Here is a 16714-nt window from a genome sequence, read left to right as displayed (position 1 = left end):
TCAGCGCAGTAGCGTCACCGTTGGCTGCCGTGGTTGCGAAAGCACCGACGGTGTGGCTTTAAGGTAATCAATAACAGCCCGGGCAGCAACCTTGCAATCGGCGCCCTGTGCATCACAAGGCAGTTTGCCGATATCGTTGTAGACTGCGCTAAACGACGTTGCCCCGCTGCTGTCCATATTGGCGACCACTTTATTTACGCTAAATACCGCCGGTTGACCGTGCTGTAGTATAATATCCCGCCGGTCGCTGCTATGTTGTTGTATTTGCTGCAGCACTTGCCAGCCATCGTTACCATCGGCCAGATATTGCGTTGTTGCCATGGTATAGACATGTTCCGGCTGAATATTCTGCCACTTTCCATCACGCCAAAACTGCAATTGACTGAGCTCAGCTTTACCTGCCGCCACTTCTGATGCGATATAGCGCAGCTTGCCGGTGTACGGAAACTTACCGCTGTGCGCACCGGGTATAAGCGTGGCACTGATAGTCTCTGTCAGCAGTTTCTCAAGCTGAGCGCCGCTGATACTGATGACGCTGAGCGGCGTATTAAACGGCAACACTTCAAGCCGCACATGGCCCTCATACAGGTTTCCAGCTTCAATAGCTGAGCGGATATTACCCGCACCTATCAGAGCAAAATCCACCGTTTGGCCCGTTACGGTCCTGACATCACTACGATTAAGCCAATACACCATCGCGTCGGTAACGATCCCTGCCAATTCGGAACCGTGATTCGAGCTACCGCCACTACCCGGCAACCTGACATGATTAATTTTGTGCTCAGCAACGGCAATTTGCTCACCATAAGCACGACTGACCGCCGGCTTATATTTCGTGTCCAGTAGCTGACGTAATGAATCGTCTTCCGCCACTATGGCTGTGCGTGGTAAATCCGCAATAAACTGCTCTGCACTTTGCTGTTTACTGCCGGCAAAGCGGCTTTGCTCATTGCGCAGTGGGGAGGAAAAATAATCCCGGCTGGCAAGCAGAGTGTTCTGACCATCGCAACGGATCAGCTGTCCGGCGTTGTTAAAACTTAGCTGCGCCTGTCCTATCGCCTGAGCAAACTGTCCTGCTTGCACTACGCAGGTTCTGCCCTGCCCATCCGGATTGGTCACAAGCTCGGCATAAGGTCGCTGCTGGCCCAGACCCCAGTGACGGAAATCGCCAAGCAAACTATGCGAATGGCCGCCAACGATAGCATCAATGCCGTTAACAGCCGCAGCAACGGCTAAGTCGCGTTGATGGCCAAGGTGCGTCAGCGCAATGATGTGTTTAACTCCTTGCGCAGTTAGCATATCAACAGTGCGCTGCGCAGACTGGATCTCATTGTTAAATACCAGCGCACCGGTATCCGGCGCTATTGCCCGCATATCTTCAAGCGCTAAGCCAAAAACGGCTACTAACTCGCGTCCATTGGCCTCGGTTATGTCAGTAATAGCGCGCAGTTGATGGTGTTCCACAACAAATAATGCATAGGGCTTTATGTTTTTACTGTCCGCCAGCGCCGGCTCTTTTGCCGTATCAACGTTCGCCGCCAGCAGCGGAAAGTTAACCTTACCGATAAAATCTGACAGCTTCGCCAGGCCAATATCGAACTCATGGTTTCCAAGCGCCATGGCGTCAATATGCATACGGTTTAGCACATCAATATTAATGCGCTGCTCAAACAGCTCGAAGTAGGCGCTGCCTTTAAATGCATCCCCGCCGTGTAAAAACAATGCCGGGATCTTATCCTGCAAAGAACGCTGCTTAAGCTGCTGCGCCTTAGTCAAAATACGCGGATGCCCGCCGATAAAAGTGTAAACCGGTTCGCCGTCGTGCTTCACGCTGGCCGGGCTGGCATCAAAATGGGAATGGGTGTCGTTGATGTGAATAATATTCAATGTCAGAGCGCTATCTGGCTGCGGAAGTGTTGCACATCCCACTGAAAAGAAAACAGAAATACTTAAAAGGCTCAGTATACGCACAACAGCGGTTCCTTCACGACAAATTCAACGGCGCTATAAAAGCCGCTACCTTAAGTGCAATTTGTCGCAAGCTCAAGTGAAAATCACGTGACAAGACTTGTTAAACTGTCAGACGACTGGCAGGATGCGCGCACTTTAAAATACACAGGAGTATGCTGTGGCACATATTGCAAATGTTGCGCTGTTGGTAGACAACTATGACGAGGCAATCGCGTTTTATACCTCCAAACTGGGGTTTGAACTGCTGGAAGATACTGACTTAGGTAAAGGAAAGCGTTGGGTACAGGTAGCCCCCAGGCAGCACAATGGCACAGCGTTGTTATTGGCCAAAGCTGCAACTGAACAGCAAAAGCAATCTGTTGGCATGCAGGCTGGCGGCAGGGTGTGGTTGTTTTTACAGACGGATGATTTCTGGCGGGACTATAATGCGATGAAAGCAGCCGGCGTCACGTTCCTTGAAGCTCCACGTGAAGAAGCTTATGGCACTGTGGTTGTTTTTACCGATCTGTATGGCAACCAGTGGGACTTACTGCAACGCACTGACAACTAATGCCAGGCTACCTGACTACGACCTTTTTTCTTTGCCTGATAAAGGGCTGCATCGGCCCTTTCAAATAATGTTCTGAAGCTGTCGTCAGCTTTCAGCGCTGCGACACCAAAACTGGCAGACACGCTCAAATCGTTTGCCAGCTTAATGTCTTTCAGGCGGCCAATAATACGCTGACCAATAGCAACGACCACATCTTGCTGCGTATGTGGCAACAGTACGACAAATTCGTCCCCGCCATAGCGGCCTATCACATCCGTTGGTCTGAGCAACTGCTGCGCAGCATGACAGGCATCACGCAACACCTGATCACCAACACTGTGGCCCAGTTGATCGTTAATGTGCTTAAAATGATCAATATCAAACACCATCAGGCACAGCGGTTCCTGTTGCTCCAGCGAGCGGGCAATCTCCAACTCGGCTCTTTGCTGCAAGTGCACCCTCGATGCCACTTTAGTCAGGCTGTCGGTCGACACTATCAGCCGCAGCTGTTTGTTAGCGGTCATCAACGCTGGTACCGCCAGGCCAAACAGCGCATTAGCAGCAATAACGTTAATCGCAAACTGATACACCATGGCGTATTGCATCAGGCCGAGAAAATGCACCAGCAACGCGATAGCAAAACTACTCAGTGCTACACTCAGGGCAGTAAAAAACACAGACTCGGTACAGGCAATCCACATATGCGGGATCACCAGAAAAAATACCGCAAAAGCGCTTTGTGGTGAATCGGAGTAACGCGCCAGCAGCATCGCCAGACTGAGCAGAACAACATTCACCATCAGTTTAAACTGATAGCCGCTGCTTGCCACAGTTTGCTGTGGGCCGATGTAGTCTTCCAGCACAAACTTGGGAGATGGATACAGTACAGCCAAAAGGCCACAAAATACTGGCGCAATGACAATCACACCGGCCATATCACCAATCCAGAACGGTAACCAGGTATGGGCAATATCTTCAACCGGCATCATCGACGACAGTACCAGAGCCCCCAGCACGGAGAAGGTGGCAACTAACGAACATAACGCCGCAACCAGTAAAAAAGCGATCACAAATATTGGCAAATAGAACTGACCAATATTAGCCAAACGCCTGAGCAATCTTGCACCGGCATAGTACGGCACAATATGCGCCACACCAAACAGCAAGCCTGCCTGCAGCAACTGTACATAGCTAAGTGGCAATTGATAATGCTGAGCCGTCCAGAATGTAACAATCACACAACCGAGCAATAGTGCCGGCACGGCCCTGACACCAATGATAAACACCGCCGCACTGGTAAGCCCGGCAGCAGGAAACCAGATGCTGGCATGTTCGGTGTATTCAACCAGTAACCCTAACATCCAGACAACAAGCCACAGCGCCAATAACAGTGCATTGCGCCACAGCGCATGACGGGAGCACTGCCTGAGTAAGCTAAACACTTGAGGGTAATAGTTGCTCATCTGCTGACTTATGTTGAGTCACCTTTTCTGCAGTAACGCTATTTACAGCGCCGCACTAATCTTCTGGGCCAACGCCTTAATTTTTTCCATATCGCCCTGCTCGGCACCATGGCCTTTTAACTTTCGCAGATGTTCAGGAATTAAATGAAAATGTAAATGCGGTACGGTTTGCCCTGCGGCTTCGCCATTGAGCTGCATTAGCACAACGCCTTCAACTCCGAGGGTAGATTTTAGCGCCGACATCACTTTTTGCACAGTGGTCATAGTGTGGATCAGTTCATCAGCTGGAATATCCAACAACGTTTCAGCTTTAAACTTCGGGATAACCAGAGTATGGCCGTCTGCCTGCGGCATAATGTCCATAAAGGCCAGCGTGTAGTCATCTTCGTATACTTTGAAACTGGGAATGTCGCCGCGCAGAATTTTTGCAAAAATATTATTGTCATCGTAACTCATGGCATACTCCGGGAAAGTCTGTTTACCGGAGTATGCCAGCACAGCAGTTTACTTCAAGTATTCTGCATGAAAATGCAGGTGCGCACCGATAAAACTGGCAATAAAGTAGTAGCTATGATCATAACCCGGCTGCAAACGGATGCTCGCTTTAGCACCGCTAGCTGACGCAGCGTCAATCAGGCTTGCCGTGCGAAGCTGCTCCGGATAAAAATTATCTGCACTGCCCTGGTCTACTAAAACCGGCGCTGGGCTCATTGCTTCTTTTAGCAGCAAAGAGGCATCATATTGCTGCCATTGGCTTCTATCTTCACCCAAATAGCCGCTAAACGCTTTAATCCCCCAAGGGCTATTTACCGGATTACAAATCGGCGAAAAAGCCGAAATGCTGCAGTAGCGCTGCGGGTTGCGAAGGCCGATAACCAAAGCACCATGCCCCCCCATCGAATGGCCACTGATCGCGCGTTTGTCTGTTAACGGCAATGCTGCTTCTACCAGTTCAGGCAATTCGCTGACAATATAGTCGTACATCTTGTAGTGCTTATTAAAAGGAGCCTGGGTCGCATTGACATAAAAACCGGCACCGAGACCAAAATCGTAGGCTGCATTTTTATCATCCGGCACATCGTCACCACGCGGGCTGGTATCAGGAATAATCAGTGCTATGCCCAACTTTGCGGCAAACTGTTGCGCGCCCGCCTTACTGGAAAAATTTTCATCAGTGCAGGTTAACCCCGACAGCCAGTATAGCGCTGGAACCCTTGTGGTTTCGGCTTGCGGTGGCAGAAAAACAGAAAACTGCATGTCGCAGTGTAATACTGCCGATTGATGTTTATAGCGGATTTGCTTACCACCAAAGCATAGCTGCTCACTTACTTTGGTTATGGCTGGCAACGCCTGTGAATTTGTCATAAAAAATATCCTTCTGCTATCCCTCGAAGAGGATTAGAACCCCGTTCTGGTCGCCACAGAGTGTCTGAGCCCTGCCACAGGCTAAGGGCGAGTTGCTGTGGCGAGCCAGGGCGGGTGTTGTAATCCGTCCTGACTACACCTGGGCTCACTTAGAAATGAATAACAGTTCTGATTGACTTACCTTCATGCATTAAATCAAAGGCTTTATTAATATCTTCCAGTGGCATGGTATGGGTAATAAAGGTATCCAGCTCAAACTCACCATTTAAGTAGCGGTTGACGTATTCTGGCAGCTCGCTGCGTCCTTTTACACCACCAAACGCCGTACCACGCCAAACCCGACCGGTCACCAGCTGAAATGGACGGGTAGAAATTTCCTGGCCCGCGCCCGCAACACCGATGATAACCGACTCCCCCCAACCTTTATGACAGCACTCCAGGGCTGAGCGCATAACGTGAACATTACCGATACATTCAAACGAGAAGTCAACGCCGCCGTCGGTCATCTCAACGATAACCTCTTGAATCGGCTTATCAAATTTCTTCGGGTTCACCACATCAGTTGCACCGAGCTTTTTCGCAATATCAAACTTATCTTCGTTAATATCGATAGCAATAATCCGGCTGGCTTTTGCCATCACGGCACCAATTACTGCCGACAAACCAATACCACCCAGGCCAAAAATAGCCACCGTATCACCTTCTTTTACCTTAGCCGTGTTCATTACCGCGCCCATACCCGTGGTAACACCACAGCCGAGCAGACAGACTTTTTCCAAAGGTGCTTCTTTACTGATTTTTGCCAGTGAGATTTCTGGTAACACCGTGTATTCAGAAAACGTCGATGTGCCCATATAGTGATAAATGGGTTTACCGTCTTTTGAAAAACGTGTGGTGCCATCTGGCATCAGGCCCTTACCCTGGGTTGCGCGAATGGCCTGACACAGGTTTGTTTTACCCGACAAGCAGAACTTACATTTGCCACACTCCGGCGTGTATAGCGGGATAACGTGATCGCCGACAGCAACAGAGGTTACGCCTTCACCCACTGCTTCAACGATACCACCGCCCTCATGGCCTAAAATAGCCGGAAAAATACCTTCAGGGTCTTCACCGGATAACGTAAAAGCATCAGTGTGACACACACCGGTCGCCACAATTTTAACCAGGACCTCACCTTTTTGCGGCGGCATTAAATCCACTTCTTCTATTGATAATGGCTGACCCGGGCCCCAGGCCACAGCTGCACGTGTTTTAATCATGTTCATTGGGTTGTCCTTTTTAAAAAGTTAACGCAGGCAAAGTTTATAACGGCAAGTGTAACCTGATTTGTATTTTTTCCATATCAATGAAAATACCATTACAATGCAAATCAGTTTTTCATATATGCAACAATAAAAAGGCAAGACCAAATGAAACACTGGATTGGGATCAGTGAATTTGTAGCAGTAGCAGAGCAACAAAGTTTTACCAAAGCGGCCAAAGTACTGGGTATTTCAGTGGCACAGGTCAGCCGTAACATTGCCGAGCTGGAAACATCACTGGCGATAAAATTATTGTATCGCAGCACGCGCAATGTCAGCCTGACCGAGGAAGGACAGCTGTACCTGCAACATTGCCGGCATCTTGTCAGCAGTCTGGAGGAAGCAAACCGTACGCTGGCCAACTTGAAGGCCAGTCCCAAAGGGCTGATTAAGATCACAGCGCCCGTATTCTATGGCGAAACCCACATTGCCCCGCTATTGCATGATTTTCTTCAGCTATATCCCGATACCGAGCTGGATATGCAGCTGACCAACAACAAGTTAGATCTTATTCAGGGTGGTTTTGACCTGGCGATACGTCTGGGCACACTGGAAGATTCCAGCCTGATAGCGCGCAAGCTGGCCAGCAGAACCCAGTATATTGTTGCGTCTGCTGAATACCTGCACAAAAACGGCACGCCAACGACACTACAGCAGCTACAGCAACATCAGTGCCTGACGGGCACAGTCGCAGTGTGGCGTTTTAATGTTGACGGCAGCATGCAGCAGTTTAAACCCAAAGGGAGAATAATCTGTAACAGTGGCGTTGCGCTGCTGGATGCCGCTTTAAAAGGCCTCGGCTTAGTGCAGCTACCGGATTATTACGTCAGAGACAAACTGAACAGCGCACAATTGCATTCCGTGCTGGATACTATTCGTCAGCCCGATGACGGGATTTGGGCACTGTACCCGCAAAATAGGCATTTATCTGCCAAAGTACGTGTTTTGGTAGATTTTTTGGCTGAAAAGTTAGCAAAATGATATATAATTTCGCTCGCGCTACAGCATCTGTCAGTAACAATACCGGTAACCTCATGAATAGCCGCTGGCCCAGACTGGGCTTTATCCTTTGTTTGTTTTTATCTGCCATCAACGTACCGGTTAGCGCTGACCAAAAGCTGATATTTAGAACGGCCTTAGACACGCCGGCAGCACAGTACAGTCAGGCATTGCTCAGCGAAGCCTACAAGACAATGGGTATCCAGGTGGAATTTATCTCGGTACCGTTTGGCAGAAGTCTGGTCGAGTCCAATAAAGGCCATCTGTCAGGCGAACTGGCAAGAGTATTGGATGTCACTCAAAGCTATCCAAATTTAATGGCTGTACCATACGTTCTATTCGATACCAACGTAAATTTGTATGTTAATCAAACAAAATGTGCCAGCTGCAGCTTAAACACTGTCAGTAGCCTGGTGTATGTCAGAGGTGCGCTAATTCTGGAGAACATGCTGCATACGCTACCACCAGACATTCAGTTAATCCCCGTTTCGGATACAGCCTCCGCCCGGCAACTGTATGAGCAACAAAAAGTCGACGCCGTACTGTTTGCTGCTTACCAGCTGTCGGCTGCTCCACAAGGGTTTGTCAGTACAATGCAGACAATAAAAACGGTGCCGGATTACCACATGCTGCACAAACGCTATCAGCCTTTGCTACAAGCTCTGGCAAAAACACTGTTTAAACTTGAGGCAAACGGCACAGCGGCCAGGCTGCGCCAGCAATTTGGGGTTGCCCCACCAAAGCACCAGCTAAAGAGCCACCTTAGCCAACCGGTAGCGGAGTTCCACTAAACACACCGCCAGCATTTGGCTTAACCCCACAGCTGTTTTATCATGCTACTGTCAATAACTGAAAAAATCGGAACTGCTGATGAAAAAACTGCTGTTACCCCTGTTGTTCGTATTACTCGCCAATCCCCTGCTGGCACAGGATTTCAATGCCGGTGAACATTATGATGTAGTGTCGTCTGACGTCAGCGCATCAAATCAAGTGATGGAGTTTTTCTCATATTTCTGCCCGCACTGCTACAACTTCGAACCTATCGCACAGCAACTTAAAACTTCACTGCCGGCTGATGTCAGTTTCAAACGGGCCCCGGTGTCTTTTCTGGGAAGAGATATGGGGCCGGAGTTACAGCGTGCCTATGCACTGGCAGTAGCGCTGAAGGTTGAACACAGCATTACGCCAGCGCTGTTTGCCCGTATCCATACAGAGCGTAAAGCCCCTGCTAACCGTGCAGATGTCAAAGCCTTGTTTGCAGAGCATGGCGTTGCGCCAGACGTTTTCGACAGCAGAATTGACAGCATGCCGGTACTTGCCGACGTTGCCGGTTACGACAGTATCCGGGAGAAACTTAACATCACCTCAGTGCCGACTTTTGTCGTTAATGGTAAATATGTGATTAAAATCGGTGCATTAAAATCACAGCAGCAGTTTAATGATCTGGTCAGCTATCTGCTGAGCCTGGACGCACAGGAGTCTGGTAATGCAAAAAATTAAAATCGATTTGGTATCTGATATTGCCTGCCCCTGGTGTGCTATTGGTTATGCCCGATTAGAGCAGGCACTAAACAGCCTGCCTGAGATAACTGCAACAATAGAGTGGCATGCATTTGAGCTAAACCCGGACAAAAATATGTCCAAAGAGCCTATATTGCCGGCACTGAGCCGCAAATATGGCCGGCCGGAAGCTGAAATGCGGGCAGCGCAGGAAAATATGATCCGCATTGCGACAGAGCTGGGCCTGAATTTCAGCAACATGCAGCAGCGTTTTACCTGTAATACATTTGATGCTCACCGCTTAGTCAAATGGGCTGATACCCAACATAAAGCCACTGCGATGAAACAGGCATTGTTTAATGCGTATTTTGGTGAAGCTGCTGATGTTTCAAACCATGAAGTGCTGATGCAGTGCGCACAAAGCGCCGGGCTGGACAAAGACGCCGCTGCAAAGGTCCTGGCAACAAATGAGTACGCCGACATAGTCGATGCCGATATTGCGAAGTACCAGCATGCAGGCATTTCGTCGGTGCCGGCTTTTATCATCAATAATAAATATCTTATTTCTGGTGCACAGGAACCATCACAACTTGCGGCGGCATTGCAACAAATTGCCGGTGAAGCTACCGCCTAAGCGCCGGCATACAGACGATCGCAGTGCCCAGTTTAGCCTGTCAGCTGCGGTCGTTTGGCTTTAGGCAGGCTTTTCACCACCAATTGATAAGAATGCTCTATCTGACGTTTAATTTCATTCTCCGGCACACTGCCGTCAAGCAACAGCGTATTCCAGTGCTGCTTGTTCATATGATAGCCGGGCGTTATAGCCCGAAATATATCCCGCAGCATTATTGCTTCCGCCGGATCACACTTCAGATTCACTCTTGCCACACCGGCAGTTTCCGATAAAATCGCAAAAATCTTACCCGCTACTTTATAAACATAAATATCCGGGCCGAATGGAAAATCTTCGCTACTTTGTAGCTGCATCAGACAATGATCGCGGCAGTCTTGAAAATTCATCATATAACCTTGCAGAAAACCGGTGAGTGATTGGCTCAGCGCAATTTTTGTGCAGTAAAGCCAGCGACAGGTTAAAGAATACAGAGCGGGTTAACAACATAAAAATACCCGGGCAGGTTACTGCCCGGGTATGCCAATATCAAAAGCCTAATGCAAGCTTACACGCTGCTACATACCAATGCCGCTGCTTTTAACCCGCTGCCATTCGCTTTTATCCAATACCCTGTCGCTGTTGGTATCGAACTTATCAAACACACTGGTATGCCACTCTGTGCGGGTTAACCGGCCATCACTGTCACGGTCAAACTCATCCAGGTCACCACCCATGCGGTTGGCCATAAATTCAGTATCATCAATCATACCGTCATTGTTACGGTCAGCTTTGCCAAAATACTGCTCGCCGACGTATTGCTCAAATTCTATTTTCGATACAGTACCGTTTTTATCTGTATCTACGGTATCCATGTGGCCAACTCCCCCAGCCAGCACTGAAGTAGTTGCTAAAGCCAGACTAAGGATCAGTGCAGAATTCAGTTGCGTTTTCATGTCATATCTCCTCTTACTGATGACGGAACGACGCTGTAAAGACACAGCTTAATATTACAACACCATGATCTAACGCAATGGCTGTACCAAACCGGTACTTCACCGGCACATAAAATAATAAAGCGCTGAGAAAAAACATGTTTTAAAGGCGGGCTTTAACATAAAAGCTACCGGTCAACGTGCAACCGGTAGCGTAGCAGCGGTAATATTTGCATCTAGCGGGTAATTATTACTCCAGCTTAACTTAACAAAGTTAACCTTTAGTATACTTATCCAGCCACTGGAATACTTCGTTGTACCAGCGTACGCGGTTGTCTTTGTTTAAGATCCAATGATTTTCATCCGGAAAAATCACCAGCCGTGAGTCAATGCCCTTGCGTTGCAGGTTGGTAAATGCCCCAAGCCCCTGCGCATAGGGCACGCGGTAATCTTTTAAGCCATGGATCACCAGCATCGGCGTTTGCCATTTGTCAGCCAATGCTGATGGGTTAAATTTCTGATAGTCAGACTCAGCCTGCCATACCGGACCACCTAAATCGTACTCAGGAAACCATAATTCTTCGGTGCTGCCGTAAAAACTTGGCATATCGTATAAACCGGCATGGTTAACCAGGCACTTAAAACCGGTTGGCCAGTTACCGGCAATCCAGTTCATCATATAACCACCGTAAGACGCGCCCAGTGCGCAAGCCCGGCTGCCATCAATCCAAGGTTGCGCCTGTATGATGTAATCAAAACCTTTCTTTAGATCTTCCAGCGGTTTACCACCCCAGTCACGGCTGATAGAGGCTGTAAATTCCTGGCCATAGCCGGTTGAACCATGAAAATCGATCATCACCACTGCATAGCCTTTGGCTGCGTACATCTGCGCATTCCAGCGCTCGTTAAACATATTGCCAAAGCTGCCCTGGGGCCCACCGTGTACTAAAAATGCCATAGGGTATTTTTTCTTGGCATCAAAGTCCCATGGTTTTACCAGATATCCATATACAGTATCGTCGTTAGCGCCTTTAAAGCTAAACTGCTCGTAGTCGCCAAACTGTACCTGCTCGCGCCAGCTGGCATTGATATCGGTTAGCTGCGTTAAACCGCTGCCATCGGGGTTAAGCTGAAAGATTTCTGCTGGCATGTCCAGCTTATGGTTGGTAAAGACGATTTTATCGCTGGCAACATTCAGCGCCCCGGCCGTGCCGTCGCCAAACACTTTACGTACATCACCAAAGCCGGTGTTAATAGCGTAAATACTGTATTGGCCCACATCCTGAGTTGTAACGTACAAAGTGCGGTTGTCCGGGCCAAATTTATAATCGCTTATTGAACGGTCAAACTCCGGCGCCAGCTCTTTTCGCTGCCCGGTCACCATATCCAGCAGCATCAGGCTGAATTTGTCAGCTTCCGCCTGGGGTTTGCTCATGGCTTTGTAAGCCATGAAACGGCCATCATTGGAAAACGATGGCTGTGCATCCCAGGCCGGGTTTGCTGCGGTCAGGTTTTGTTTTTCACCACCTGCTACCGGCACCATAAAAATATCGTAATTAGTGTGCCAGGCCTGATCGGCCGCCGGAATTTTCGCACTGAACACCAGGCGCTGATTATCCGGCGTAAAGGCCACTTCACTGATACCGGCAATGTCTGTGTTCCACTCGCTCATCAGGTTTGTCGCATCTTTGACCACACCATCAGTAAGCGATGCCACATGTAAATGGCTGCGATACGGCGTTTGCCAGCTATCCCAGTGTCGTACCATCAACTGATCAAATGCCATAGCAGTATCTTTTTTCGCCGCATCAGCCGCTTTAGCATCTACGGTACATTGCAGTGTTTGACAGCCGGGTTTAACCGCCAGCGCCAATGCCAACTGCTTGCCATCTGCTGATACTTTAAAACCTTCAACCGGCAGAGGTAAGTCTGTTAGCTGCAACGCCTCACCACCATACAGCGGCAGGTTCCATACCTGAGCGGTGCCACTGCGGCTGGCAATAAAATAAATACTGCGGCCATCTGCTGCCCACTGCAACTGGCTTTCACGCCCGGCACTCTGGGTTAAACGGGTCACCTTGTTCAGGTTTGATAAATCCATCAGATACAGGTCGCTGCTGTTATCCGCAGGGCTGAAGCCGCCGTTACTCTGACCATAAGCGACAAAACGGCCATCGGGTGATAACACGACATCGTGTAACTTATTAAATTGGTTTAAATGTTCTACCGTAAGCGGCGCTTTGGCCTGAACGCTGGCTGCAGCCAGCAACGCTAATGTCAGTAAGGTCTTTTTCATGCGTATCCCTTGGATTTTTGTTGTTATAAGCTGAAAAAAATAAGGCTGCAGCACAGCTACAGCCTTTGAGTTTAATGCAGTTACGCTTTTTCCATTTGCTGGATATTCACTTTCCAGATGGCCGGCCCCTGCTGGTGTACGTTGTTGCCGTTTGAATCGACCGCAACGGTAACCGGCATATCCTGTACATCAAATTCGTATATCGCTTCCATGCCTAAGTCGGCAAAGGCGACCACGCGCGATTTTTTAATTGCCTTAGATACCAGATACGCCGCGCCGCCCACAGCCATTAGGTACACAGCTTTATGCTGCTTAATGCTGGCAACAGTTTTATCACCACGCTCTGACTTACCTATCATGCCAAGCAAACCGGTTTGCGATAGCATCATATCGGTAAATTTATCCATCCGTGTCGCGGTAGTGGGGCCCGCCGGGCCTACCACTTCATCGCCAACAGCATCTACAGGGCCAACGTAGTAAATAAAGCGGTTTTTAAAGTCAACGCCATCCGGTAAGGCTTCGCCTCGGTTTAACATGTCAGCAATACGTTTATGCGCCGCATCACGGCCGGTGAGCATTTTGCCGCTTAGCAATACGGTTTCACCCGCCTGCCAGCTTTGCACATCTTCTGGCGTTACCGTATCAAGGTTCACCCGGCGCACATTGCTGCCAAGCTCCCAGGTGACCTGCGGCCAGTCTTCCAGTTTTGGCGGCGTGATATCTGCCGCTCCTGAGCCATCTAAATGAAAATGCACATGCCGTGTGGCGGCACAGTTTGGGATCATCACTACCGGTAAGCTGGCGGCATGGGTTGGTACGCTGTTAATTTTTACATCAACAACTGTGGTTAAACCACCCAGGCCCTGGGCACCAATGCCAAGCTTGTTCACTTTTTCGTACAGCTCTAAGCGCAGTTTTTCATCTGCCGTTTCAGCACCTTTGGCGATAAGTTCCTGAATATCGACCGGCTCCATCAGGGCTTCTTTGGCCAGTACCGCCGCTTTCTCGGCAGTACCGCCAATACCTATACCTAACATACCTGGTGGGCACCAGCCTGCGCCCATCTTTGGTAAGGTTTCCAGTACCCAATCCACGATTGAATCTGACGGGTTAAGCATCGCCATTTTGGTTTTGTTTTCAGAGCCACCGCCTTTGGCTGCGATCATCACTTCAACATGGTGGCCGGCTACCAAATCAATGTGCACCACGGCAGGTGTATTATCTTTGGTGTTTTTACGGCCGCCGGCAGGGTCTGCCACTATAGAAGCGCGCAGCGGGTTATCCGGGTTCAGGTAAGCACGGCGTGTGCCTTCGTTTACCATCTCCTGCACCGTCATATCGGTTTTATCCCACTTCACATCCATACCAATTTTAACAAAGCAGGTAACGATACCGGTATCCTGACAAATTGGCCGGTGGCCTTCGGCAGACATACGCGAGTTAATCAGAATTTGTGCGATAGCATCTTTTGCTGCCTGGTTCTGCTCTTTGTGGTAGGCCACTTCCAGCGCTTTGATAAAATCCAGCGGGTGATAATACGAGATGTACTGCAATGCATCTTCGATGCTGTCGATAAAGTCTTGCTGGCGAATAACCGTCATCTTTACTTGTCCTCTGACGCCTCTGGCAGCGCCATGTTTAACTATTTTAGCGGGTGCTGGTATGATAGCGCGCATCAGAAACAGCGGCTAGCCCCATTCATGCAGCAGTACCTTATTCCGCCAGAAATTTACGGCGAAACGCCAGCTAACTTACTTGCATTGTTTAGCCATTTTGCCGATCAGCCCTGGGCCATGTTGCTCGACTCGGCCTCGCCTGATCATATAAACAGCCGCTACGACATATTAGTGGCTGAGCCAGTAGCCACGTTAGAGGCAATAAATGGTCAAAGCATTTTAACTGACGAACAAGGCGCTCATACCTATCAGCAAGACCCCTTTACCGTGCTGAACTGTGCGTTAAAGCGCTATTTCCCGCACAGTAGCGACAAGGGTTTACCCTTTACCGGCGGCGCTGTGGGGTATTTTGGCTATGACCTTGGCCGCTATGTGGAAAAACTGCCCGCCACCGCTCAGGCCGATATTGCTTTGCCGGATATGGCGATAGGCTTATATCACTGGGCGCTAATCCTGGATAAACAGCAAAAAAAGTTGTGGTTTACCGACTATCGCGGCAATGCTGCAGCTGGTTGGGAAAAACTCTATGCCAGGCTGCAACGCCCGGCCCCCCGGGCAACGCCATTTAACTTAACCGGCAGCTGGCAGGCAAATATGGATAAGGCAGGCTACTCGGCAAAGTTTCAGCAGATACAGCGGTATCTGCTAAGCGGTGACTGCTATCAGATAAACCTAACCCAGCGCTTCAGTGCCGGTTACACCGGCGACGAATGGCAGGCGTATCAGCAGCTGCGCGATAAAAATGCTGCGCCCTTCTCTGCTTTTATCCGCCTGCCCCAAGGTACAGTGCTGAGCATTTCGCCCGAGCGCTTTTTGCAGCTGCATGATAATAAGGTAGAAACCAAGCCGATAAAAGGTACACGACCACGCGGTATCTGCCCGATGACAGACGAGGTTGAAGCAGAAAACCTGCGTACATCAGCTAAGGATCGCGCTGAAAATGTGATGATTGTCGATTTGTTGCGTAACGATTTGGGCAAAGTATGTCTGCCCGGCAGTGTTGAAGTACCCAGCCTGTTTGCTATCGAGAGTTTTCCGGCTGTGCACCATTTGGTCAGCACAGTCAGTGGCACACTGTCGCCAGAATTCACCGCCTGCGATTTGTTGCGAGGCGCTTTCCCGGGCGGCTCTATTACCGGCGCACCTAAAGTGCGCGCTATGCAAATTATCGAGCAGCTTGAACCGCAGCGTCGCTCAGTGTATTGCGGCGCGATCGGCTACATTAACAGCAATGGCGATATGGACACCAATATCGCGATACGTACGTTAATTTGTAGCGAAAATCAGATCCACTGCCAGGCTGGTGGCGGCATAGTGGCCGATTCTGACCTGGATAGCGAATATCAGGAAACCCTGGATAAGGTCAATAAAATACTGCCGGTACTGGCTAAGGCTGAGAAAATAGCATGAAGGCAGCCGAGTTTCGTCAGCGCTTTTTACTACAGCTTCAGGCTGACAGCGAAGCGGTATCGGCAACCGATAAGTTTAAAGCCGCAGTGCTCGTGCCGGTAGTCGATTATGGTGACAAACTCAATGTGTTGTTTACGCAGCGGGCATTGCATCTGCGGCATCATCCGGGGCAAATCAGCTTTCCCGGCGGGCGTATAGAACCGGGTGAAAGCAGCAGCACTGCAGCACTTCGTGAAGCAGAAGAAGAAATTGGCCTGTCTCCCGCCGCCGTTGAGCTGCTCGGCACCTTACCGCTACAACCGACCAGCACCGGTTTTACCATTGAACCCTGGGTAGGCCTGCTGTCGCCTCAGCAAAGCTGGATACTACAGGCAGACGAAGTCGCTGGTATTTTTGAAGTGCCGCTGAATCACTTTTTGCAACAGGAAAACCGCCACCAGTTTAGCCTGCCACTACGCGGTAAAGTGCAGCAACTGCATGCGATGCCGTATCAGGATAAGTTTATCTGGGGAGCAACTGCGGCGATTCTGCATAGGTTGTGTTTGCAACTCGCCTAATTAGCACCCATTAGTTTTTCTCATATGTAATAAGCGCCGACCAGTTACCAACCGACTTACAGAACAGCACTGCTTGGGCTACAATGGGGCAACTTTGAT

The 16714-nt window shown here is 49.5% G+C and carries 16 protein-coding genes; 7 read left to right on the top strand and 9 right to left on the bottom strand.

What is annotated here, in order from left to right; genetic code table 11:
- Complete coding sequence (locus AC5SV9_RS18380) at positions 1-1971, bottom strand: bifunctional metallophosphatase/5'-nucleotidase (RefSeq protein ID WP_475149280.1); 1971 nt, start codon at positions 1969-1971, stop codon at positions 1-3.
- A gap of 157 nt (positions 1972-2128) precedes the next feature.
- Between AC5SV9_RS18380 and AC5SV9_RS18375 the strand changes: the two genes are divergently transcribed.
- A complete protein-coding gene (locus AC5SV9_RS18375) occupies positions 2129-2521 on the top strand; it encodes a VOC family protein (RefSeq protein ID WP_475149279.1) in 393 nt (130 codons plus the stop codon).
- On the opposite strand, the gene AC5SV9_RS18370 is transcribed toward AC5SV9_RS18375, so the two are convergent.
- From AC5SV9_RS18370 to AC5SV9_RS18355, 4 genes are all read right to left on the bottom strand, one after another.
- On the bottom strand, positions 2518-3963 hold the full coding sequence (locus AC5SV9_RS18370; RefSeq protein ID WP_475149278.1) for a GGDEF domain-containing protein: 1446 nt from the start codon (positions 3961-3963) through the stop codon (positions 2518-2520). The genes AC5SV9_RS18375 and AC5SV9_RS18370 overlap by 4 nt on opposite strands.
- Before the next feature lie 42 nt (positions 3964-4005).
- The gene (locus tag AC5SV9_RS18365) at positions 4006-4419 is read right to left on the bottom strand and encodes an HIT family protein (protein ID WP_134055423.1); all 414 of its coding nucleotides are present in this window, start codon (positions 4417-4419) and stop codon (positions 4006-4008) included.
- A gap of 48 nt (positions 4420-4467) precedes the next feature.
- Complete coding sequence (gene fghA / locus AC5SV9_RS18360; protein ID WP_475149275.1) at positions 4468-5328, bottom strand: S-formylglutathione hydrolase; 861 nt, start codon at positions 5326-5328, stop codon at positions 4468-4470.
- Positions 5329-5477: 149 nt separating this feature from the next.
- Complete coding sequence (locus tag AC5SV9_RS18355; protein ID WP_475149459.1) at positions 5478-6587, bottom strand: S-(hydroxymethyl)glutathione dehydrogenase/class III alcohol dehydrogenase; 1110 nt, start codon at positions 6585-6587, stop codon at positions 5478-5480.
- Between the two features lie 153 nt (positions 6588-6740).
- Here AC5SV9_RS18355 and AC5SV9_RS18350 point away from each other — a divergent pair, with 153 nt between their 5' ends.
- The 4 genes from AC5SV9_RS18350 to AC5SV9_RS18335 all read left to right on the top strand — a co-directional run bounded on the left by AC5SV9_RS18350 (position 6741) and on the right by AC5SV9_RS18335 (position 9765).
- A complete protein-coding gene (locus AC5SV9_RS18350; protein ID WP_475149274.1) occupies positions 6741-7613 on the top strand; it encodes a LysR substrate-binding domain-containing protein in 873 nt (290 codons plus the stop codon).
- Between the two features lie 53 nt (positions 7614-7666).
- On the top strand, positions 7667-8422 hold the full coding sequence (locus AC5SV9_RS18345) for a substrate-binding periplasmic protein (RefSeq protein WP_475149273.1): 756 nt from the start codon (positions 7667-7669) through the stop codon (positions 8420-8422).
- A 79-nt stretch (positions 8423-8501) separates the two neighbouring features.
- The gene (locus AC5SV9_RS18340) at positions 8502-9131 is read left to right on the top strand and encodes a thiol:disulfide interchange protein DsbA/DsbL (RefSeq protein ID WP_475149272.1); all 630 of its coding nucleotides are present in this window, start codon (positions 8502-8504) and stop codon (positions 9129-9131) included.
- Positions 9118-9765: a DsbA family oxidoreductase gene (locus AC5SV9_RS18335; RefSeq protein ID WP_475149271.1), complete on the top strand. Its 648-nt coding sequence runs from the start codon at positions 9118-9120 to the stop codon at positions 9763-9765. Before AC5SV9_RS18340 ends, AC5SV9_RS18335 begins: the two co-directional genes overlap by 14 nt.
- A 32-nt stretch (positions 9766-9797) precedes the next feature.
- Here the strand turns inward: AC5SV9_RS18335 and AC5SV9_RS18330 are convergent, their stop codons facing one another.
- The 4 genes from AC5SV9_RS18330 to AC5SV9_RS18315 form a co-directional block, all read right to left on the bottom strand.
- The gene (locus AC5SV9_RS18330; RefSeq protein ID WP_475149268.1) at positions 9798-10154 is read right to left on the bottom strand and encodes an MmcQ/YjbR family DNA-binding protein; all 357 of its coding nucleotides are present in this window, start codon (positions 10152-10154) and stop codon (positions 9798-9800) included.
- A gap of 165 nt (positions 10155-10319) precedes the next feature.
- A complete protein-coding gene (locus AC5SV9_RS18325; RefSeq protein WP_475149267.1) occupies positions 10320-10697 on the bottom strand; it encodes an EF-hand domain-containing protein in 378 nt (125 codons plus the stop codon).
- Between the two features lie 253 nt (positions 10698-10950).
- The gene (locus AC5SV9_RS18320; protein ID WP_475149265.1) at positions 10951-12972 is read right to left on the bottom strand and encodes a S9 family peptidase; all 2022 of its coding nucleotides are present in this window, start codon (positions 12970-12972) and stop codon (positions 10951-10953) included.
- An 80-nt stretch (positions 12973-13052) separates the two neighbouring features.
- Positions 13053-14573: a fumarate hydratase gene (locus tag AC5SV9_RS18315; RefSeq protein ID WP_475149263.1), complete on the bottom strand. Its 1521-nt coding sequence runs from the start codon at positions 14571-14573 to the stop codon at positions 13053-13055.
- A gap of 99 nt (positions 14574-14672) precedes the next feature.
- On the opposite strand from AC5SV9_RS18315, the gene pabB reads away from it, so the two are divergent.
- Positions 14673-16058, top strand: a complete 1386-nt coding sequence (gene pabB / locus AC5SV9_RS18310; protein ID WP_475149262.1) for an aminodeoxychorismate synthase component I — start codon at positions 14673-14675, stop codon at positions 16056-16058.
- On the top strand, positions 16055-16615 hold the full coding sequence (locus tag AC5SV9_RS18305; RefSeq protein ID WP_475149260.1) for a CoA pyrophosphatase: 561 nt from the start codon (positions 16055-16057) through the stop codon (positions 16613-16615). The genes pabB and AC5SV9_RS18305 overlap by 4 nt, the downstream gene beginning before the upstream one ends.
- Positions 16616-16714 lie beyond the last annotated feature (99 nt).

This window comes from Rheinheimera sp. ATLC3 (assembly GCF_059429535.1).
Note: the sequence above shows the minus strand (reverse complement) of the source record. Positions and strands in the feature narration are given on the sequence as shown.

Coding starts and splice junctions, on each gene's coding strand:
- pabB (WP_475149262.1), top strand. CDS start 14,673: ATGCAGCAGTACCTTATTCCGCCAGAAATTTACGGCGAAACGCCAGCT.
- AC5SV9_RS18335 (WP_475149271.1), top strand. CDS start 9,118: ATGCAAAAAATTAAAATCGATTTGGTATCTGATATTGCCTGCCCCTGG.
- AC5SV9_RS18325 (WP_475149267.1), bottom strand. CDS start 10,697: ATGAAAACGCAACTGAATTCTGCACTGATCCTTAGTCTGGCTTTAGCA.
- AC5SV9_RS18330 (WP_475149268.1), bottom strand. CDS start 10,154: ATGATGAATTTTCAAGACTGCCGCGATCATTGTCTGATGCAGCTACAA.
- AC5SV9_RS18350 (WP_475149274.1), top strand. CDS start 6,741: ATGAAACACTGGATTGGGATCAGTGAATTTGTAGCAGTAGCAGAGCAA.
- AC5SV9_RS18340 (WP_475149272.1), top strand. CDS start 8,502: ATGAAAAAACTGCTGTTACCCCTGTTGTTCGTATTACTCGCCAATCCC.
- AC5SV9_RS18365 (WP_134055423.1), bottom strand. CDS start 4,419: ATGAGTTACGATGACAATAATATTTTTGCAAAAATTCTGCGCGGCGAC.
- AC5SV9_RS18320 (WP_475149265.1), bottom strand. CDS start 12,972: ATGAAAAAGACCTTACTGACATTAGCGTTGCTGGCTGCAGCCAGCGTT.
- AC5SV9_RS18305 (WP_475149260.1), top strand. CDS start 16,055: ATGAAGGCAGCCGAGTTTCGTCAGCGCTTTTTACTACAGCTTCAGGCT.
- AC5SV9_RS18370 (WP_475149278.1), bottom strand. CDS start 3,963: ATGAGCAACTATTACCCTCAAGTGTTTAGCTTACTCAGGCAGTGCTCC.
- AC5SV9_RS18345 (WP_475149273.1), top strand. CDS start 7,667: ATGAATAGCCGCTGGCCCAGACTGGGCTTTATCCTTTGTTTGTTTTTA.
- fghA (WP_475149275.1), bottom strand. CDS start 5,328: ATGACAAATTCACAGGCGTTGCCAGCCATAACCAAAGTAAGTGAGCAG.
- AC5SV9_RS18315 (WP_475149263.1), bottom strand. CDS start 14,573: ATGACGGTTATTCGCCAGCAAGACTTTATCGACAGCATCGAAGATGCA.